At 71.4% G+C, this 20,197-nt stretch carries 20 protein-coding genes; 10 read left to right on the top strand and 10 right to left on the bottom strand.

Features of this window, described 5'->3' with window-relative positions; all coding sequences use genetic code 11:
* Positions 1–67 precede the first annotated feature (67 nt).
* On the bottom strand, positions 68–1,531 hold the full coding sequence (locus QWU11_RS09025; RefSeq protein WP_290104598.1) for a DEAD/DEAH box helicase: 1,464 nt from the start codon (positions 1,529–1,531) through the stop codon (positions 68–70).
* Positions 1,532–1,719: 188 nt separating this feature from the next.
* Positions 1,720–2,631: a Ku protein gene (locus tag QWU11_RS09020; RefSeq protein ID WP_290104597.1), complete on the bottom strand. Its 912-nt coding sequence runs from the start codon at positions 2,629–2,631 to the stop codon at positions 1,720–1,722.
* Between the two features lie 188 nt (positions 2,632–2,819).
* Between QWU11_RS09020 and ligD (QWU11_RS09015) the strand changes: the two genes are divergently transcribed.
* From ligD (QWU11_RS09015) to QWU11_RS08980, 8 genes are all read left to right on the top strand, one after another.
* Entirely contained in the window at positions 2,820–3,794 is a 975-nt protein-coding gene (gene ligD / locus QWU11_RS09015) for a non-homologous end-joining DNA ligase (protein ID WP_290104596.1), read from the top strand.
* Positions 3,795–3,885: 91 nt separating this feature from the next.
* Positions 3,886–4,779 carry a non-homologous end-joining DNA ligase gene (ligD, locus tag QWU11_RS09010; RefSeq protein WP_290104595.1) on the top strand — a complete coding sequence of 298 codons (894 nt, stop codon included), beginning with the start codon at positions 3,886–3,888 and terminating at the stop codon, positions 4,777–4,779.
* A 153-nt stretch (positions 4,780–4,932) separates the two neighbouring features.
* A complete protein-coding gene (locus QWU11_RS09005; protein ID WP_290104594.1) occupies positions 4,933–6,258 on the top strand; it encodes an NAD(P)/FAD-dependent oxidoreductase in 1,326 nt (441 codons plus the stop codon).
* A 20-nt stretch (positions 6,259–6,278) separates the two neighbouring features.
* On the top strand, positions 6,279–6,533 hold the full coding sequence (locus QWU11_RS09000) for a hypothetical protein (protein ID WP_290104593.1): 255 nt from the start codon (positions 6,279–6,281) through the stop codon (positions 6,531–6,533).
* Positions 6,534–6,627: 94 nt separating this feature from the next.
* Entirely contained in the window at positions 6,628–7,248 is a 621-nt protein-coding gene (locus QWU11_RS08995; RefSeq protein WP_290104592.1) for a TetR/AcrR family transcriptional regulator, read from the top strand.
* Between the two features lie 85 nt (positions 7,249–7,333).
* Positions 7,334–7,558, top strand: coding sequence for a DUF3107 domain-containing protein (locus tag QWU11_RS08990; RefSeq protein ID WP_290104591.1), 225 nt, complete (start codon positions 7,334–7,336; stop codon positions 7,556–7,558).
* A 91-nt stretch (positions 7,559–7,649) separates the two neighbouring features.
* Positions 7,650–7,904, top strand: a complete 255-nt coding sequence (locus QWU11_RS08985; protein WP_290104590.1) for a hypothetical protein — start codon at positions 7,650–7,652, stop codon at positions 7,902–7,904.
* 650 nt (positions 7,905–8,554) lie between these two features.
* Positions 8,555–10,261, top strand: coding sequence for a DEAD/DEAH box helicase (locus QWU11_RS08980; protein WP_290104693.1), 1,707 nt, complete (start codon positions 8,555–8,557; stop codon positions 10,259–10,261).
* Positions 10,262–11,040: 779 nt separating this feature from the next.
* On the opposite strand, the gene QWU11_RS08975 is transcribed toward QWU11_RS08980, so the two are convergent.
* Positions 11,041–11,763, bottom strand: coding sequence for a glycerophosphodiester phosphodiesterase family protein (locus QWU11_RS08975; RefSeq protein ID WP_290104589.1), 723 nt, complete (start codon positions 11,761–11,763; stop codon positions 11,041–11,043).
* A 90-nt stretch (positions 11,764–11,853) separates the two neighbouring features.
* On the opposite strand from QWU11_RS08975, the gene QWU11_RS08970 reads away from it, so the two are divergent.
* Positions 11,854–12,723 carry an alpha/beta hydrolase gene (locus tag QWU11_RS08970; protein ID WP_290104588.1) on the top strand — a complete coding sequence of 290 codons (870 nt, stop codon included), beginning with the start codon at positions 11,854–11,856 and terminating at the stop codon, positions 12,721–12,723.
* 60 nt (positions 12,724–12,783) lie between these two features.
* Complete coding sequence (locus QWU11_RS08965; RefSeq protein ID WP_290104587.1) at positions 12,784–13,677, top strand: oxygenase MpaB family protein; 894 nt, start codon at positions 12,784–12,786, stop codon at positions 13,675–13,677.
* A 3-nt stretch (positions 13,678–13,680) separates the two neighbouring features.
* On the opposite strand, the gene QWU11_RS08960 is transcribed toward QWU11_RS08965, so the two are convergent.
* The 7 genes from QWU11_RS08960 to QWU11_RS08930 form a co-directional block, all read right to left on the bottom strand.
* Positions 13,681–14,556, bottom strand: a complete 876-nt coding sequence (locus QWU11_RS08960) for a PD-(D/E)XK nuclease family protein (RefSeq protein WP_290104586.1) — start codon at positions 14,554–14,556, stop codon at positions 13,681–13,683.
* 4 nt (positions 14,557–14,560) lie between these two features.
* Complete coding sequence (locus tag QWU11_RS08955; RefSeq protein ID WP_290104585.1) at positions 14,561–15,256, bottom strand: MBL fold metallo-hydrolase; 696 nt, start codon at positions 15,254–15,256, stop codon at positions 14,561–14,563.
* 51 nt (positions 15,257–15,307) lie between these two features.
* Entirely contained in the window at positions 15,308–16,801 is a 1,494-nt protein-coding gene (locus tag QWU11_RS08950) for a protein kinase (protein WP_290104584.1), read from the bottom strand.
* 104 nt (positions 16,802–16,905) lie between these two features.
* Positions 16,906–17,580, bottom strand: a complete 675-nt coding sequence (locus QWU11_RS08945; protein ID WP_290104583.1) for an O-methyltransferase — start codon at positions 17,578–17,580, stop codon at positions 16,906–16,908.
* Positions 17,581–17,689: 109 nt separating this feature from the next.
* A complete protein-coding gene (locus tag QWU11_RS08940; RefSeq protein WP_290104582.1) occupies positions 17,690–18,538 on the bottom strand; it encodes a PHP domain-containing protein in 849 nt (282 codons plus the stop codon).
* Positions 18,539–18,541: 3 nt separating this feature from the next.
* The gene (locus QWU11_RS08935; protein ID WP_290104581.1) at positions 18,542–19,162 is read right to left on the bottom strand and encodes a DUF6758 family protein; all 621 of its coding nucleotides are present in this window, start codon (positions 19,160–19,162) and stop codon (positions 18,542–18,544) included.
* A gap of 58 nt (positions 19,163–19,220) precedes the next feature.
* Positions 19,221–20,153, bottom strand: coding sequence for a CoA ester lyase (locus tag QWU11_RS08930; protein WP_290104692.1), 933 nt, complete (start codon positions 20,151–20,153; stop codon positions 19,221–19,223).
* Positions 20,154–20,197: the final 44 nt, after the last annotated feature.

Genomic DNA, 20,197 nt, shown 5'->3' with positions numbered 1-20,197 from the left:
ATCTTGGACATAGTCAGGGCCGCCCACCACAGAGTGGGCGGCCCTGACGTTGACCTGCGAAGATCGGTTACTGCGCGGTCTCGCGGCGCGGGCGGCGGCCCTCGGGACGGCGGTTCGGCCGGTCGTCGTGCCGCGGGCCGCCGGAGCGGCCCTCGGGACGCTGGCGGGGAGTGCCGTCGTGGCCCTCGCCCGGACGCCCCTCGTGCCGCTCGCCGAAGCGCGCACGGCCGCCCTCACGGCGCTCGCCGTAGCGCTCGCCGCGCTGGCCGCCCGGGCGCCGGTCGCGGCCCGCGCCCGGCCGGTGGCCGCGGCGCTGGGGACGCGGCTCGGGCTCGACCTCGACCGGGATGCCGCTCGGCGCCTGCGCGCCGGTGATGCGGATCAGCGTGTCGTCGCCGACCGTCACTCGCGAGCGCAGGGCGCGTACGCCGGCCCGGCGCATCATGCGCTCGGCGTTGCGGACCTCGTTGTGCGCGACGAGCGTCGCGACGGTGCCGCGCTCGCCGGCCCGCGCGGTGCGGCCCGCACGGTGGAGGTAGTCCTTGTGGTCGGCCGCGGGGTCGACGTGCACCACGAGGGTGACGTCGTCGACATGGATGCCACGTGCCGCCACGTCGGTGGCGATCAGCACCGCGACCTTGCCCTCACGGAAGTCCGCGAGCGTGCGGGTGCGGGCCGACTGGGTCTTGCCGCCGTGCAGGGCGCCGGCGCGGACGCCGACACGCGCCAGCCGCTTCGTCAGCGCGTCCACACCGTGCTTGGTCCGTACGAACATGATCGTCCGGCCCTCGCGGCCGGCGACCTCGGCGATGACGTCGTGCTTCTGCGCGCGGTCGACGACGAAAAGGTGGTGGTCCATGGTCTCCACCGGCGCGGCGGCCGGCGAGACCGAGTGGGTCACCGGGTCGTGGAGGTAGCGGCGGACCAGCTTGTCGACGTCGCCGTCGAGCGTGGCCGAGAACAGCATCCGCTGCCCGTTGGAGGGGATCTGGTCGAGCAGTGCGGACACGGCCGGCATGAAGCCGAGGTCGCACATGTGGTCGGCCTCGTCGAGGACGGTGATCTGCACGTCCTCGAGCGAGCAGGCGCCGCGCTCGATGAGGTCGGTGAGCCGGCCCGGCGTGGCGACCAGAAGGTCGACGCCGCGGCGCAGTGCCTGGATCTGCTTGGTCATCGACATTCCGCCGACGACGGTCTTGGCGTGCAGGCCGACACTGCGGCCGAGAGCGGCCAGAGCGTCCTGGACCTGCGCGGCGAGTTCACGGGTGGGGACCAGGATGAGCGCCGCGGGGCGCTTCGGCGCGGCCGAACGGCCGGCGAGCCTGGCGAGCAGTGGAAGCCCGAAGGCGAGTGTCTTGCCTGAACCGGTCTGCCCACGCCCGAGCACGTCGCGCCCGGCGAGGGTGTCCGGCAGACAGGCCGCCTGGATCGGGAACGGCGTACTGATGCCGCGACGCTCCAGTGCGGAGACCAGCTTCTCCGGAAGGCCGAGTTCGGCGAAGGAGGGCAAGGTCGATGAAGCTGATGTCAAGAAAGAACCTCTCAGAAAGGGCCCGCCTCGAGAGGTATCCGCAAAGTCGGGGGATCGCGGACTCGTAGCCGGCCGTCGGCGCGGGAATGCGCCTGAACACGAAACACAAAGCCTACAGGGCGTCACAACCGGCACGGGGTGCGGTCTATTCCGCGTGAGGTGGATCTCTTTCGGCGGGATGCGTCCCCTCAGGCCGACTTGCGTGTGCCGCTGCCGCTCTTCGGCTTGGACTTGGCGTCGCCCGCCTTGCCGCCGGACTTGGCCCTCGGCTTCGCGGGCTTGCCGGTGGGGGCCTTCTTCGGCTTGGCGCCGGACCCTCCGCCCGAGCGGCCCTTCTTCGCCGCCTCGACGCTGGCCCGCAAGGCGCTGAGCAGGTCGGACGCTGCCGGAGCGGCTTCTTCGAGCTCCGGTGCGACGATCTCCTTGCCCTCCACCTTGGCGTCGATGATCTCCTGTACGGCCTCGCGGTAGGCGTCTTTGTACTCCGTCGGGTCGAAGTCGCCCTCCATCGAGTCGATCAGCGAGGAGGCCATCTGGAGCTCCTGCGGCCGGAGGTCGACGTCCTCGTCGAGGAACGTGAACTCCGGCTCGCGGATCTCGTCGGGCCACAGCATCGTCTCGAGCACGAACACGCCGTCCCGTACGCGGAGAGTGGCGAGCGACTCTCGCTGCCGCAGCGCGATCTTGACGACCGCGACCTTGCCGGAGCTCTCCAGCGCGTCGCGCAGCAGGACGTACGGCTTGGTGCCCTGCGCCTCGGGTTCGAGGTAGTAGGTCTTGTTGAAGTAGATCGGGTCGACCTGCTCCATCGGCGCGAACAGCAGCACGTCGATGCGGCGGCTCGTGGACAGCGGGAGGTTGGCGAAGTCCTCGTCGGTGAGGACGACCATCTCCCCGCTCGGGAGTTCGTAGCCCTTGGCGATGTCGGAGTAGGGCACCTCCTCGCCGTCCTTCGTGCAGACCCGCTTGAACTTGATACGGCCGCCGTCTTCGCGATGGACCTGGTGGAACGCCACGTCACCCTGCTCGGTGGCCGAGTACAGCTTCACCGGGATCGTGACGAGGCCGAAGGAGATCGCGCCTTTCCAGATGCTGCGCATGAGGTTCCCCTACCCGTCGCGCCATCGAGCTAGTTCTTTCCGATTTGCGAAGTATGTTCGAATATACGGTTGCCGCTCCGTCACGGCCAGTACCCGCTTGGCGGATCCGGAACCGCAGGCCCGCGTACTATCGATCGACTGGCGTCAGCCGCGAGCGAGATGGGCAGAAACGCCGTATGGGTGACCCAATGCCCGAGAACATCCAGCCGATGCTCGCCACGACGGGCGAGCTCCCGGACGACGTCGCCCGCTGGGCCCTCGAGGTCAAGTGGGACGGCGTGCGCGCACTCGTCTACGTCGCGGGCGGACGCGTACGGGCCGTCGGCCGGCGCGGCATCGACGCGACCAGCCGCTACCCCGAACTCCAGGCCCTCGCCGACCTTCTGCCCGACCAGAGCGCCGTCATCGACGGGGAGATCGTCGCCTTCGACAGCGAGGGCCGCCCCAGCTTCGAGCGCCTCCAGCACCGCATGCACATGAGCCATCCGGACACCCGGCTCATCCGCCAGGTGCCGGTGCACTACGTCGCCTTCGACCTCCCCCACCTGAGCGGCCACGCGCTCTACGACCTGCCCTACCAGGAGCGGCGCGCGCTGCTCGACGGGCTGGAGCTGGCGGCCGGCCCCATCGAGGCGCCGCCGTACCTGCACGGCGGGGAGGTCGAGCAGGTGCGCGAACTCCAGGACTACACGCGCGAGCAGGGGCTCGAAGGGCTCATCGCCAAACGGCTGGACTCCCCGTACCGGCCGGGCCGCAGGGTCGACTTCTGGCGCAAGGTGAAGAACTTCCGTACGCAGGACGTCGTCATCGGCGGCTGGAAGGCCGGCAAGGGGCGGCGTGAGGGCGGCGTCGGCTCGCTGCTGCTCGGCGTCTACGACGACCGCGGGTCGCTGCGCTTCGTCGGCCACGTCGGCACCGGCTTCACCGACGTCGACCTCGACGACCTGCACAAGCGGCTGGTCGCGCTCGAACGCCCGGACAGCCCGTACGAGGGCGAGGTCCCGCGCGAGCACGCCCGCCACGCGTCCTGGGTGGACCCCTCGCTCGCCGGCGAGGTGGAGTTCTCCCGGTGGACGCGGGACGGCATGCTGCTCCACGCGTCCTGGCGCGGCCTGCGCCCGGAGATCCCCCCGCAGGAGGTACGCCGGGAGCCGTCAGGTTGATCCGGCGACGCCCCTGCTCGCCCGGCGTCACGCATACCGCCAGGCGCGGCCGAACAGGGTTGAACCCGGCATCGCCGGGGAGGTGGGCCACGTGAGCGACAAGACGAGGGTCGAGGTCGACGGGACACGGCTCGCGCTGTCCAACCTCGACAAGGTCCTCTATCCCGGGCACGGCTTCACCAAGGGCGAGGTCATCGACTACTACGCCCGGATCGCGCCTGCGCTGCTCCCCCACCTCAGGGGCCGCCCGGCCACGCGCCTTCGCTACCCCGACGGCGTCGACGGGCAGTCCTTCTTCGAGAAGAACGCCCCCTCGCACACGCCCGATTGGGTACGCACCGCGCGCCTGCCCACGCCCGGCGGCAGCCGCGACTCGCTCGACTTCGTCATCGTCGACGACCTGCGCACTCTCGTGTGGACGGCCAATCTGGCCGCCCTCGAACTCCACGTGCCGCAGTGGCGTACCGGGCCGCGCGGCGGGGTGCACGACCCCGACCTGATGGTCTTCGACCTCGACCCCGGCGCGCCCGCCGGCATGGGCGAGGCGCGCGAGGTCGCCACGCTGCTCCGCGAGCTGCTGGACGGCGACGGCCTGGAGTCCTTTCCCAAGACGAGCGGCCGCAAGGGCCTGCACCTGTACGTCCCGATCGAGGAGACCTCCGGCGAACGCACCTCCGCGTACGCCAAGGAGGCGGCGCAGCGGCTGGAGAAGGACCACCGGGACCTCGTCGTCAGCCGCATGGACAAACGGCTGCGCAAGGGCAAGGTCTTCGTCGACTGGAGCCAGAACAACCGGCACAAGACCACGGTCGCGCCCTACTCCCTGCGGGCGGCGGCCGAGCCGTACGTCTCCACGCCGGTCACGTGGGAGGAGATCGAGAGAGACGACGATCTTCGATTCGGCCCCGACGACGTCCGCGGCCGTGTCGACCGGGACGGAGACCTGCTCGCGCCGATGCTGGAGCTGCGCCAGAAACTTCGATGAACCTTCCAGCTCACGCACAGGTCGGCATTCTGGTGCGCGACCATTGGTCCGTGGGAGACAATCCCACGCGCCACGAATGTGGACTGGGGAATCACCGACAGCACCCATGGGGCTGACGCGCGGCCGATGCGCGCGGATATGGAGGATGATCAGGTGACGGACGCACAGGACAGGCGCTACGACGTCCTCGTGCTCGGGGGCGGCGCCGGGAAGAACATCGCCGCCGACCTGGCGCGTGCGGGTCGCTCGGTCGCGCTCGTGGAGCGCCGCCTGGTCGGCGGAGAGTGCCCCTACCTCGCGTGCATGCCCTCGAAGTCGCTGCTGCACTCGGCCCGCAGGGGCGAGACCTGGGAACACGCCGTCGCGCGCCGCGACGAGGTCACCCGCCATCTGGACGACGCGCCCACGGCCGCCGCGATGGCCGAGGCCGGCGTCACGGTCGTCCGCGGGCACGGGCGCGTCGCGCGGCCCGGCACGGTGGAGGTCGAGGGCACCGAGTACGGCTACACCGACCTTGTGATCTCCACCGGCAGCGAGCCGGTCACCCCCGACGTCGAGGGCATCGGCGACGTCCCCACCTGGACCAGCGACGAGGCGCTGACCCGCCCCGACCTGCCGCGCCGGCTGATCGTGCTCGGCGGCGGCCCGGTCGGCTGCGAGCTCAGCCAGATCTACGCCGCGTTCGGCTCCCAGGTGACGCTCGTCGAGTCGGCCGACCGCCTGCTGTCCTCCGAGGCCCCGTTCGTCGGCGACATGCTCGCCGACGCGCTCCGCCGTATGGGCGCCGACCTGCGCCTCGGCGTGGGCGCGACCAGCGCCGAGCGCACCGAGGCCGGGCTGCGCCTGCAGCTGTCCGACGGCGGCCAAATCGACGCCGACCGGATCCTCATCGCGGCCGGCCGCCGGCCGCGCCTCGCCGACATCGGGCTGGAGCAGCTCGGCATCGACGTCGACCCCGGGCGCGGCATCGCGGTCGACGTCACCTGCAAGGCCGGCGGCTCGGACGGTACGACCGTGTGGGCGGCCGGCGACGTCACCGGTGTGGCGCCCTACACGCACGCGGCCAACTACCAGTCGCGCCTGGTCGTCTCCAACGTCCTCGGCAAGCGCCGCGAGGCCGACTACCGCGCCGTGCCGCGCGCCGTCTACACGACGCCCACGGTGTACGCCGTCGGCGTCTCCCCGGTGTCGGCGACCGGTCTGGATCTCGTCGCGGCGGGCTATGACCTGTCCAACCTTCCGCGGGCGACGGTCGAGAACGACGACCGCGGCCGGGTCGAGCTGTACGCCGACCGCGCCCGGGGTGTCCTGGTGGGGGCCGCGGCGGTCGGGCTCTACGCTGAGGAGTGGATGAGCGAGATGACGCTGGCGATACGCGCCGAGACGCCGCTGAGCATCCTGACCGACGTGGTCCACGCGTTCCCGACGTACGGCGAGGCCGTCGAACCGGCCCTGCGCGAGCTGGCCGAGCGTCTCTGAGAAAGCCGAAAGGGAAGAGCATGTCCGAAGAGGAGATCGAGCTGGGGCTCGAGACCCCGGAGGCCGACGCGGTCGAGCAGCGTGGCCCCGTACGCGGCGGCGAGCCGCCGGCGGTGCCCGACGAGGCGGACGCCGCCGACGTCGCCGAGGAGTACGGCCGCGCCCGCGACCGCTGGCCCGAGACCCTGCCGGTCGAGGCGAACGAGGCCGACACCGTCGAACAGCACGCCCCCGTACGCGATGAGCAGTTGGACGAGGACGACGACTACCGGTAAGCACTGCTCGCGGGCCGGTGTTACCCGGCCGTAGGATGATGGCACCAGGCGCTTTCGCGTTCCGCGCCGCTCTGCAGCTGATCGGAGAACCCACGTGACCGCAACTCCGGACGCCCGCCCGCGAGGCACCAGGCTCCCGAGGATGGCACGCCGCCGTCAGCTGCTGGGCGCGGCGCAGGAGGTGTTCGTCGCACAGGGCTACCACGCCGCGGCGATGGACGAGATCGCCGAGCGCGCGGGCGTCAGCAAGCCGGTGCTCTATCAGCACTTCCCCGGCAAGCTGGAGCTCTACCTGGCGCTGCTGGACGAGCACGCCGAGGGCCTCGTGCAGCGGGTGCGCGACGCGCTGGCCTCCACTGACGACAACAAGCTGCGGGTCGAGCGGACCATGGCGGCCTTCTATGACTTCGTGGCCGGCGAGGGCGAGGCGTTCCGCCTGGTCTTCGAGTCCGACCTGCGCAACGTCGCCCCCGTACGCGCCCGGGTCGAGCAGACCAACCAGCAGTGCGCCGAGATGATCGCCCTGGTCATCCAGGAGGACACCGGCGTCTCGAGTGACGAGGCGCACCTGCTGGGCATGGGGCTGGTCGGCATGGCCGAGGTCAGCGCGCGCTACTGGCTGTCCCAGCGCGGCACGATCCCCCAGGACCAGGCCCAGCACCTCATCGCCCGCCTGTCCTGGCGCGGCATCGGTGGCTTCCCGCGCACCACCTGATCGCCGTGCCGGCGGTCATGCCATAGTGCCTGGGTCACGCCGGTAGCCGCGTACGGCGGACATCACTTGATCACGGAGGAATGACGTGCAGGTCAGGATCGGTGTGCAGTCCGTGCCCAAGGAGCTGGTCGTGGAGACCTCCCTGTCCGCCGAAGAGGTGGAACAGGCCGTCTCGGACGCGCTGGGCGACCCGGACGGCATCTTCACGCTCAAGAGCAAGAACGGCCGGGTCGTCGTCCCCTCCTCGAAGCTCGCGTACGTGGAGGTCGCCGAGACGGACGTTCCCTCTGTGGGTTTCGGCACCTTCTAGTCCGGATCAAGAATGGGTCGTTGATGAGAGGGCATACCGACCGCTGAACCGAGCCGTCCAAGGATGGCGGCCGGCAGGAGGTGTCACAAAGATGCTGATGACAGTGGTCTGGTTCATCCTCATCGGCGCCGTGATCGGCGTCCTCGCCCGTCTGCTCATCCCGGGGCGCAACTCGATCGGGACGCTTCTGACGATCCTGGTCGGGATCGTCGGAGCGGTCGTGGGCGGAATGATCGCAGGCGCCGTCGGCGCCGGGAGCGTACTCGCGTTCGTCTTCTCGGTCGTCATCGCCGCGATCCTGGTCGCGTTCCTCAGCGGCGGCGGACGCCGTCGCCGCGTGTTCTAGCGCGCCACGTCGTCGTGGGCCGGGCCGGTGCGCCCGGCCCATCGCACGACACACCGAACCGATTTCCTGGCCGGAACCGGCCATCTGATCACTCTGTGAGCATTGACGTGCCAACGCGATGTCACAGCCTGTTTCACCAGCGCGGACGGCCCGTAAGGGCCGTCTCCGGGCTCTGAGCGCCCGTACGAGCGGTCCCCGGCGGCCCGGCACGCGCCCCACCAGGCCGGATGCCCGACGATCACCCTCGCGACGGCAGACTGGACACCCGGAATGAAAAGGGACGGACGTGTGTTGAAGCTTTACGTCGGGGACTTTCTGTTTCCGATCCGCCCCGCTACACTGCGTGGCGAAATGTGACCGCGCGCTGCGCAGCGCGACCCCCGGTCACGCCTTTCCTGATGTAGGAACAATTTGACGGCTGGTCCCTCCCGCGCGAGTGCGCGACCGTGTGCGACGACCGGCAGGTGCAACAAGGCCCTGTCGCGGACGGCGCATGAGATTGCGACCGTGAGATGGGCAGCCGCGCCACCGACCTGGTGCATGCGCGGCGCCGAGCGGACCCCGCACTCTGGAGGCTGAAGGCCCTGACGACCTTTCATGATCTGGGAGTAATCCCCGAAATCGCAGATGCGCTCGAAATCGAGGGCATCATCGAACCGTTCCCGATCCAGTCACTGGCCGTGCCCATCGGGCTGAGCGGCCATGACATCATCGGCCAGGCCCGTACGGGCACCGGCAAGACCCTCGCCTTCGGCATCCCGCTGCTGCAGCGCATCGAGCACGGCAAGAAGAAGCCGCTGGCCCTGGTCATCGTCCCGACACGTGAGCTGGCCATCCAGGTCACCGCCGACCTCGTGGTCGCCGGCGGCAAACTCGGCAGCCGCGTGCTGGCCGTCTACGGCGGCCGTGCGTACGAGCCGCAGATCCAGGCCCTCAAAGAGGGCGTGGAGGCCGTGGTCGGCACGCCGGGCCGTCTGCTGGACCTGGTCAAGCAGAAGTACCTCGACCTGTCGCAGGTGTCGGTGCTCGTCCTGGACGAGGCCGACCGGATGCTCGACCTGGGCTTCCTGCCCGACATCGAGCGTCTCGTCGACCGGGTGCCCGCGAAGCGGCAGACGATGTTGTTCTCGGCGACCATGCCGGGCGAGATCGTCGCGCTGTCCCGCAAGTACCTCACCCGGCCGACCAACGTACGGGCCGAGTCGCACGAGGAGTCCGAGACGACTCCGCAGGTCGTGCAGCACGTCTTCCAGGCACACCAGATGGACAAGCCCGAGCTGCTCGCCCGCGTCCTGCAGGCACGCGGCCGTGGCCTGACCATGGTGTTCTGCCAGACCAAGCGCGCCTGCGACCGTGTCGCCGAAGACCTGGTCAAACGCGGTTTCGCCGCTGCGGCCGTCCACGGCGACCTCGGCCAGGGCCAGCGTGAGCGCGCCCTGCGGGCGTTCCGCGCCGGAAAGATCGACGTTCTCGTCGCCACGGATGTGGCGGCCCGCGGCCTCGACGTCGATGACGTGACCCACGTCATCAACTACGAGTGCCCCGACGCCGCCGACACCTACGTGCACCGCATCGGCCGTACGGGCCGGGCGGGCAAAGAGGGCATCTCGGTGACGCTCGTCGACTGGAAGGACCTCCAGCGCTGGAAGCTCGTCAACGCGGCGCTCGGCATGGACTTCGCCGAGCCGGCGGAGACGTACTCCACCTCCGAGCACCTCTACGAGGCGCTCGACATCCCGACGGGCATCACGGGCACTCTGCCGAGGGCTCAGCGCGACCGCGCCGGGCTGGAGGCAGAAGAGGTCGAGGACATCGGTGAGACCGGCCGCAACCGCTCACAGCAGCGCAGCGAGCCACCGGCCCGCAAGCCGCGTACGCGCAGCCGCACGCGGCAGCGCACCCGTGGCGGGCAGCCACTCGAGGACGAGACCGGCACGACCGTCACCGAGGCCGCCGAGGCCCCGGAGCCGGCCGTTCCCGCCGAGGATGTTCCCGAGAAGGCCGAGCGAAAGCGCCCGGCCCGTCGCCGCACACCTCGTGCGGCCGACGCCGCCGTCGAGACCGACTCCGCCGTCGAGACCGAGAGCGCGGTCGAGACCGACGCCGTCGTCGAGACCGAGAACGCGGTCGAGACCAAGACCGCCGTCGCTGTCGTTACGGCCACCGAGACACCGGTGGTACCCCCGGCCCGGCGCGAGGCACCGACCTCCGTGACCCCGGCCGGCATTCCGGTAGTTGAGTTCATGGCACCACCGGTCGACCCGGCAGCCGCCGAGTTGCCGACCCACCCTGCCGAGCAGGCACAGTCCCAGCCCAGGCGCAGGCGCCGCACCCGAAGCGGCGGAGCACGCAGGTAGCCTGACGGACGTGACAAGGGGCGTGGTAACGAACCGCGCCCCTTACTCATGCCCGCAACCCGCCTGCGACCCCTGCCAGCGGCCCTGAGACCCACGACCACCGCCCGCGCCCTCCCAAGCCACTAGGCGGGGACGCCAGGTAGGGGTAAGGCGAGGCGGACCGCCTGAGGGCGAGATCGACACGTACGGCGACAGGCGAACGCCGGGCACCGGCCACCAGGCACAGGAACCGGGCACGGCCACCGACAACGGCCATCGGGCACCGGGCACCGGCCACTGGGCACCGGGCACCAGGCACCAGGCACCAGGCACCAGGCACCAGGCACCAGCGTCACCACGAGGTCTCCCATGACCCGCCACGATCATGTTTCCCCCTCGCACCCAACAGAGTGAGAAACGGGCGTTTCGCGGCCCCGCGCCGTGGGTGACGCTCTTCGGGACGAGCGGGCGGGGCGGAGCGGTCCGCGTGAAGGTGGTGGCCAGTTCCACCGCCACACCCCAGGCACCCGGGCGCGGCGCCCACGAGCTGCGGCACCGCCGGCTGACACGCGGACCGGCGCCCCAGGCGGGGCTCCACCCATCGCGTGAACGCCAGCTCACCGCCACGCCCACGCACCCCGTAGAGCGCCCGGCAGCCACCCACCCGACAGATCGCGCAGACCACAGCCCCGGCCACCACGGCGAACACCCGGGCCCGCCGCCACGTCGTACATCACCGTCCCGACGCAACCGGAGATCGATCGCCGGTGCGACGCCAAGGGCGCCCGGCGGCACCCCTCTCAGGCGGGGCCGGGGGACGTTCTCAGGCTGAGGGCGTAGCGCGGGCGGTCGGTGATCAGGACGGTGACCCTCGGATCGGCCAGGAACCGGCGCAGCTGTGGCTCCCCGTTCACCGTCCACACCATCGCCGGGATGCCGAAGCGTCCGCACAGGCGCAGGACGTTCGCGCGGGCCAGTCTTCGGTGGACGGCCACCCAGTCGGCGCCGCAGGCGCGCATCCTCCCGAGCGGGTACACCTCGCGTGCCCTGGCCGGGAGCCGCAGCAGGCGGCCGACCTCGCGGAGGTCCCGGCCCAGCGACAGCGCCGTCGTGACCTCCGGGAAGCTCTTCTTGATCCGCCGGATGGAGGAGTCCTCCAGCGTGGTGGCGACGAAGTTTCCCGGGCCCAGGAGATCGAGCGCCATGAGGATCACCTCGTGCTCGTCCCCGATCTCCTTGAGGTCGAGGTGGCCGATGGCCCGGCCGGCGATCAGCTTCATCACGTCGCGGACCATCGGCACCCGGTGCCCGGCCGCGCCGCACAACTCTTCGTAGGTCAGTTTCGCGATCGGGTGGCCGGCGACCTGAGGATCGTGGAACACCACCAGATCACCGTCGCGGGTACGCCGGATGTCGAACTCGACGTACTCCGCCCCTGTCGTGAGGGCGGTCTCGTACGCTTCCCATGAGGCCGGTGGCGCGTCTTCCGACCCGCCCTTGTGCGCTGACACGGCGACTCCCATATCCAAAGCGTACGTCGGCTCACTAGGGGCCTTAACCGGCAAAATCATTAAGCTGGTGTCGGTTCGCCATCGGCAAGTAAGCTCCTGCCAGTGAGTACGCCCCGGTTTCTTACTCTGCCCCCCGGTGTTCGCCGGACGGACATCGAGACTTCGCGTGGTGCTTTCGCCGCGTTGGAGGCGCTGCCGGGCTCCCGGGTCTGCGAACGCGGCCCCGCGCTCCTGGTTCCCGGCTTCACCGGGAGCAAGGAAGACTTCATCGCCGTCCTGCAGACCCTCGCGGGCGCCGGACGCCGTGTGATCGCACTCGACATGCGCGGCCAGTACGAGACTCCAGGGCCGGATGAGGCCTCCGCCTACAGCTGTGCCGAGCTCGGCGCCGACATCGCCGCGGTGATCGAGGCGATCGGCGACCCCGTCCACCTGGTCGGGCACTCCTTCGGCGGCCTCGTGACCCGCGAGACCGTGATCACCGACCCGTCGCTGACCGAGTCGTTCACGCTGATGAGCTCTGGCCCCGGGGCGATCACCGGCGGGCGTGAGGTCGAGGGGCGCGTGATGCTCGCCGCGCTGCCGAAGGTCGGCCTCGAACACCTGTGGTCCACGCGGATGGAGCCGGACGCGATCGCCAAGGGCGTTCCGCCGGAGATCGTGGCGTTCCTGCGCCGCCGGATGTTCGCCAACTCCGGCGCCGGCCTGATGGGCATGGCCAACGAGGTGCTGTCCTGCCCCGACCGCGTCGACCAGCTCGCCAAGGTGGCCGGCGGCGTGGGCCTGCCCGTACTCGTCCTGTACGGCGAGAACGACGACGCCTGGGCCCCCGCGGAACAGGCCCTCATGGCCCAGCGCCTGGACGCGCGGAGAGTCGTAATCCCGGGCGCGTCGCACTCACCCGCGGTCGAGGCTCCGGAGACCACGGCGAGCGCGCTCACGACCCTCTGGAACGAGGCGGAGCGCGCCTGAGCGGACATGAGACGAGAGACACATCGCGTCTCATGTAAGGAAGCACTTACGATGGTCGCCATGGACCTGACCGTGCAGTCCCCCCAGAGTGTCACCTGGCAGGTCCACATCGACCGGTCGATGTGGATCGGCGGCGTACGCGGTCTGATGCTCCAGGCCCTGCACCCGATCGCGATGCGCGGCGTCTGGCAGAACTCCACCTTCCAGGAGGACCCGATCGGCCGGCTGCAGCGCACCGCCGACTTCGTGGGCGTCGTGACCTGGGGCACCGCCGAGGAGGCCGACCGGATCGGCCGCAAGGTGCGCGGCATCCACAAGGCCCTGCGCATCAAGGACCCCGACACCGGGCGCGTCCACCACGTCGACGACCCCGAACTCCTGCTGTGGGTGCACTGCGCCGAGGTCTCCTCCTACCTGGAGGTCGCCCGCCGCGCCGGCCTGCGTCTCACCGACGGCCAGGCCGACCGCTACTTCGCCGAACAGCGCCGCAGCGCCGCCTACGTCGGGCTGCACGAGGAGGACGTACCCGGCAGCGTCGCCGAGATGGAGGCCTACTTCGCCGAGGCGCGCCCGCGGCTGAAGGTCACCCCGGAGGCGCGCTCGGCCGTACGGTTCCTGCTCTGGCCGAAGCTGCCGCGTGAGATGCGCTTCCTGCGCCCGGGCAAACCGGCGTACGTCCCGTTCGGCGCGCTCTGTTACTACTCGATGCCCAGGTGGGCCCGGCGGATGTACGGCATCCTGCCCGAGGTGCCGCAGCCCGTGGTGACCGCGGCGCTCCGGTCGTTCCGGCTGACGATGAACTCCCTGCCCGAGGTCGTGCACGACCTGTCGTTCCAGCAGGCGACGAAGGACATGCTGGAGGGCGCCCGCCACCGGCTGGCCGAAGGCGGCTATGACATGAGCAAGGGCCTGTACGGCCTGCGCGACCCCCGCCGCTGGCCCGCCGGCGTGTAGCGGTCAGGCCTCGTCGGGCAGTGAGGCCCAGGGGTCCTTGGGGGGAGCGGTCTGCCGCCCCTCCGGGCAGTGCCGGGAGTAGTCGCACCACGCGCACAGCACGCCCGGGCGTGGCGGGAACTTCGCGTCGAACTCCGCATGCGGCCGGTCGTTGACGCTGCCGCGCGGGATCTTCTCGCGGTACCACTCGTCGGCGTCGCCGCACTCTTCGGCGATCTGCTCGGCCCTCCGCAGGTGGCGGTCGAGGGACTCGTCGGTGTGCTCCCAGACCGCGACCTCGCCGGTCGGCAGGTGGTGCAGCTCGACCAGGTGGCACTCGGCGCGCATCATCCGCCCCGCCGCCGCGGCGTAGAGCGCGAGCGCCAGCGACGAACGCGCGTCGTCCGATGTGAGGGGCCTGCGGCCGGTCTTGTAGTCCACCACGACCAGCTCGGCGCCGCGGCGGTCCAGCCGGTCGATGCGGCCCTGCACGGTGATCAGGTGGGTCTTCATCGAGACCGTGCGCTCGACGCCGACCGGCTCGTCGGCCGGGTCGATGCCCGCGACGTAGGTCTCCACCATCGCGCGTGAGCGCCGCCGCCACTCGGCGGACTGCGCCGCGTCACGGAAACCGTCGGTCAGCCAGCCGCGCTCCAGCAGCCGGCCCGCGGTCTCGGCCGTACGCTCCTCGAGCGGCAGCCGCCACCAGCCGGCGAGCGCGTTGTGGACGCTCGCGCCGACGCTGTTGTGGGCCCACGGCGGGCCTCGCTCCGGCTTGGGCCGGTCGAGGTAGGTCATGCGGTAGCGGCGCGGGCAGTCGAGCCAGGTGTTGAGCCGTGAGGGCGTGCAGGGATAGAGCCGTTTCGGCATTCCCTCGAAGCCGAGCTGCTCGGCGGCCATCGTCTCAGGACTCGGAGTCGGGCTCCTGGGCGAGGACGGACCAGCTCTCCCACTGGGAGTCCTCGTCGCCGATCGTGGTCTCCTCGCCCTGACCAGGCAGGACCCGGGTCTCGGCGGGCAGCGGGCCGAGCAGCGCGCCGATGGAGTTGAGCTGTTCCTGCAGCTCCGGGTAGTCCGGCCCGATCCGGCCCGGCCGTCCCTTGTGCAGGGTGTCGCCGGAGAACAGCACACCGAGCTGCTCGCTGTAGAGGCAGATGCTGCCCGGCGTGTGGCCGGGCGTGTGCATGACCTCGAGCTGCGCGCCGCCGATCTCGAAGACCCCGCCGTCCTCGATGTCGAGGTCGGGCGTGAGGTCCTTCATGAACTCCGCGTCCTCGCTCTCGCTCGCGAGGGCACGGAAGTATTGGCGCCAGAGCAGCCGGTCACGGGTGTGCAGCGCGATCGGCGCCGGGTCGTCCGCGTCGGCCTCGGCCACCTCGAGAACGGCGCTCAGGTGACCCGCCCGGCCGTCCGTGCAGATGACGGCCATCACCTCGCGTTCGCCGACCGCCTTGAGGATCGGCTCGGCGTCGTGAGAGGGGTCGATGACGATCACCGAGTCGTCGTCACCTACGACGTAGGTGTTGCTCTCGATGTCGTACTCGTTGTCGTCGATGGCGACCTTGCCCGATGTCACCACTTTGTCGATGCGCGCGTCCACGGTTCAGACCCTACCGACTCCTGGCCTCCGTTGCGCGCGGCACCGCGTACATCAGCTCGACGACGGGTCGACGGCGGGCTCGCCCTCCCACGTCACCCGCACCGTGTGGGTGCGGCCTCCACCGGTGAAAGTCACGGTCACGGCGCCGTCGGCCCGGGGCGTGGCCGGGTGAAGGGTGACCGTGACGGTGACCGTTTCACCGGGGTCGAGGGAGCCGCTCGTCACGCTGAGGGAGAGGGGTTCCCCGACCGAGGCGGTCCAGTGGAGCGGCGCGCCGCCGCCTGTGAGCGTCACGGTGCAGGTGGTCCCGGTGGTGCCGAGGTCGCAGTCGCTCGCCGTGACGGTGAGAGTCGGCTGTGGCGCCTGGTGCTCGGTCCTGGGCGACGAGCCCCGCGGCGGGACCGCCTGGCTCGCCGCGGTGGTGCCGCTCGTGTAGACGGTCGTGGTCGGTCCCGGTACGGGGTTCTGCTTCTTGTCGTCACGGAGCGCCGCCAGCGCGATCACGGTGCCGGCCAGGGCGAGCGCCGCGGCCAGGCCGGCCACGGCCAAGAACACGTTCCGGCTCTTCTTCGGCGGCGGGACCGTTGCGGCGGTGAGCGGGGCGTCGACGGCGCGCGTCTCCGCGAGCCCGGCGGGCGTGACCGGGCGCGTCGGCGGCCCCGTACGCCCGGACGGCACGGCCGCCGTGACGCCCTCGGCCAGGATCGCCGTCTGCGCCTGGCGCTCCACGGGCACCGTGGTGTGACCGAGCAGGCGCATCAGGAGCATGCTCGCGTCCGGCCGCCGGGCCGGGTCCTTGTCCAGGCACTCGGCGACCAGCGCGCGCAGGCTCCCGGTCAGGGCGCCGAGCTCGGGCGGCTCGTGGATGATGCGGTGGGCGAGCACGGCGATCGAGTCGCGGCCGAACGGCGGCATCCCGTTCGCCGCGAAGACCAGCGTCGCGCCCCAGGCGAACACGTCGACCGCCGGGGTGACCCGCCCGCCGGAGACCTGCTCCGGCGCCATGTACGCGGGCGTGCCGAGCATGTGGCCGGTGAGCGTGGCCGAGCGGTCCATCATCCGGGCGATGCCGAAGTCGATCACGCGGGGGCCGTCGGGTCCCATCAGGACGTTCGGCGGCTTGAAGTCGCGGTGCACGACGCCGGCCTGGTGGATGGCGACCAGCGCCGTGGCCGTGCCGATGGCGAGCCGGTCCAGCGCCCCGCCCTCCAGCGGCCCCCGCTCGGCCACGAGATCCTGCAGAGAGGGCCCGGGGACGTACTCGCTGACGATGTAGGGGCGGTCGCCGGCGAAGTCGGCGTCGAGCACCTGAGCGGTGCAGAACCGCGCCACCTGCTTGGCCGCCGCCGCCTCGCGGGCGAACCGCTCGCGCTCGCCGCCCGTCTCGGCGAGCGCGGTCTGCAGGAGCTTGATCGCCACCCGCTCGCCGTGCGGCGGCTCGGCGAGATAGACGACGCCGTATCCGCCGCGGCCCAGCCGGCCGGTCAGGGTGTACGGCCCCAGGCGAGCCGGGTCGTCCGGCCGCAGGGGCTCAGTGTCGGGCATCAGGACCTCCGGTGGAAGAGCGACCGGCGATCGGCGACGCTCACACCCGTTGGACGTCACCCGGGCGCCGGGAGTTTGCCCCTTTCCCGCCCGTCCGCCCCCGCTCACACGTCGTCGTTCACCAGCGCCATCACGAACCCGTCGTGTCCCTTGCGTCCCACGGTCTGCATCGCCATGGCGCTGACGCGGGGCTCGGAGGCGATCAGCTCGTTGAGCCGGTGCACGCCCTGGGTGTCGGGGTCGGTGTCGTCCGGGTCGACGACCTGCCCGTAGCGGACCACGTTGTCGACGACGATCAGCGTGCCGGGCCGGGCCAGCTCGATCGCCCATCCGAAGTACTCGCGGTTGTTGGGCTTGTCGGCGTCGATGAAGATCATGTCGAACGGCCCGCCGCCCTCGGTGGCGAGCTTGGGCAGCGTCTCCAGGGCCGGGCCGAGCCGCAGGTCGACCACGTCGGCGAGGCCGGCGCGCGCGACGTTGGCGCGGGCGACCTCGGCGTGCTTCGGGTCGACCTCCAGCGTGATCAGGCGCCCTCCGGGCGGCAGCGCCCGCGCCAGCCAGATCGTGCTGTAGCCGCCGAGCGTGCCGACCTCCAGGATGCGGCGCGCACCCTGCAGGCGGGCCAGGAGCTGCAGCATCTTGCCCTGGTTGGGCGCGACGCCGATCCGCGGCAGGCCGGCCTCCGCGCTGGCCTCCAGCGCGGCGTCCAGCGCGGGGTCGGAGGGCACGAGCGCCCTGTCGAAGTAGTCGTCCACCGCGGTCCAGAGTTCCGCGCTCATCCGCCCACCCTTTCGTCCGCTGTCGACCGGCCCCGCCGGTCCGTCTTCCTAGCATCGTGCCACGCTGGGATTTCTTCCCCGGCCACGGCCGTACGGCCGGTCCGTGACGTCACCGGCCGGCGTCCGGAGCCGCGCCCGTGGCCTGGGACCGCAGCGCGTCGTACGCCTCCGGCGCCGTGCTCTCCACGCCCAGCCGGTGCCCGGTCAGCTCGCCGTGGTCATCGCTCGATCCCGTGACGAACAGCCCCAGCTCACCCGCCAGCCCCAGCAGCGCGGCGCGGTCGGCGGCGGGATGGTCCGGATGGTCGACCTCGATCCCGCCGAGCCCGGCCCGTACGAGGGTCGCGATCTCCTCGTCGGTGACGGTGTAGCCGCGCTGCTCCGGACGCGGATGGGCCAGCACCGGCACGCCGCCCGCCCCGCGTACGAGCCGGACCGCACGCTCCGGGTCCAGGGCGTAGCGGTCGACGTACGCGCGCCCGCCCGGTCCGATCCACTCCGGCGTGAACGCCTCTCCCACGGTCGCCACGACGCCCGCCTCGACCATGGCGCGGGCGATGTGCGGCCGTCCGGGAACCGACTCGCCGGTGATCCGCCGGACCAGGTCCCAGGTGACCGGGGTGCCCAGCTCGCCCAGCCGCTCGACCATGCCGCGCGCCCGGTGCACGCGGTCGTCGCGGATGCGCTCGCGCTCGGCCGCCAGCTCCGGCTCATCCGGGTCGAACAGGTAGGCCAGCAGGTGGAGGCTGTGGTCCTGCAGCCGGCACGAGAGCTCCATGCCCCGTACGAGCGTCATGCCCGGCGGAAGCGCGCGTACGGCCTCCTCGTGCCCGCCGACCGTGTCGTGGTCGGTCAGGCCGAGCACGCCGACGCCGGCGGCGTGGGCCCGGCGTACGACGTCGGCGGGCGGCTGCGTGCCGTCGGAGACGGAGCTGTGGGCGTGCAGGTCGATGCGCATCGATCATTCCTCGAGACGGGGGCAGAGCGCGCCGTACGGCAGATCGGGGTCGGTCTCCCGCAGGTCGCGGAGGCTGAGCCCCTCCAGCATGAGGAGCCCGGCCGTGTCGGGCCACAGGATCGCCCACAGCCAGTTCGCGAGCGCCTCGCCCGCGTACGCGGCGGCGGTGCGGGTGTCCGCCGCCCACATCGACACAGGGTGGCCGTCGATCTCGACCTTGGCGTTGGGCGCCGAGACGCCGAACCCGTCGCCCGGGTCGGGTCCGGGCAGGCCGGCGTAGGAGGAGCCGAGGCCGACCCCGGGCTCCTCGGCGACGAGCACGAGGTCGGCCGGGCCGCCGACCGGCGACGGGCCGGACAGCGCCACAGCGGTGGCCAGCGCCCCGGACCGCTCGTCGCCGGCCTCGGCGAAGCCGGTCACGAGCCAGCCGGGCGGCAACGGCCACGGGACCCAGACCGGCACCCGGGCCCGCGAGCGTACGGCCTCCAGGGCCTCTCTGCAGGGCCTGCGGGAGGGCGTGAACGGAGGCACCTCACCGTGCACGCTGCAGATCCACGCGCTCGACCAGACGCTGGGCGGTTGGAGCGGCCCGCGGCACCGCGGGCACGTGGGCGCGGTACTCATGGTTACTCACGGTCGCCCTTCCGAGGTCAGACGTCAAGGGGCCCGGTGACCGGCACCGTCACGGCTCGAAGGTCTTCGTGCGCCGCAGACCCGCCGCGCGGCCCTTGGCCGCGATGACCAGCGCCATCTTGCGCGAGGCCTCGTCGATCATCTCCTCGCCCAGCATCGCCGCGCCCCGGCCCTGCACCCGCGTGGCGTGGTCGTAGGCGTCGAGGATCAACTCGGCGTGGTCGTAGTCGTCCTGCGCCGGGGAGTAGACCTCGTTGCCCGCCTCGATCTGGGCGGGGTGGAGCACCCACTTTCCGTCGAAGCCGAGCGCCGCGGAACGCTCGGCGGCCCGGCGGAAGGCGGGCACGTCACGCACGTTGAAGTAGGGCCCGTCGATCGCCTGCAGGTCGTGCGCGCGGGCGGCGAGGAGGATGCGCATGAGGATGTAGTGGTACGCGTCGCCCTCGGTGTATCCGGGCGGCTGCTCCCCCACCACGAGCGTCTTCATGTTGATCGAGGCCATGAGGTCGCCGGGCCCGAACACCAGGGCCTCCAGGCGCGGTGAGGCGGCCGCGATCTCGTCGACGCGGGTGAGGCCCGGCGCGTCCTCGATCTGCGCCTCGACGCCGATGCGGCCGACCGGCAGGCCGGCCGCGCGCTCGACCTGGGTCAGCAGGAGGTCCAGCCAGACGACGTGGTCCGGGGAGGAGACCTTGGGCAGCAGGAGGCAGTCGAGGTTCGCGCCGGCGTTCTCGACCACCTCGATGACGTCGCGGTAGGCGAACGGGGTCGTCACGTCGTTGATCCGCACGACGCGGACCCTCTCGCCCCAGTCGCCGTCGTTGAGCGCGGCCACGACGTTGGCGCGCGCCTCGTCCTTGGCCTGCGGCGCGACCGCGTCCTCCAGGTCGAGGAAGAACTCGTCGCTGTCCAGCCCGCGCGCCTTCTCGATGAAACGCGGGTTGCTGGCGGGCACCGCGAGAGTGGTGCGGCGGGAACGCATCGGCATGCACCGGATGCTATCCATCGCGTGCGCGTGGGAGACTG

Source organism: Actinomadura sp. DC4 (assembly GCF_030406325.1).
Lineage (GTDB): Bacteria > Actinomycetota > Actinomycetes > Streptosporangiales > Streptosporangiaceae > Actinoallomurus.
The sequence above is the reverse complement of the archived record's forward strand: the minus strand, read 5'-3'. Positions and strand labels throughout refer to the sequence as shown.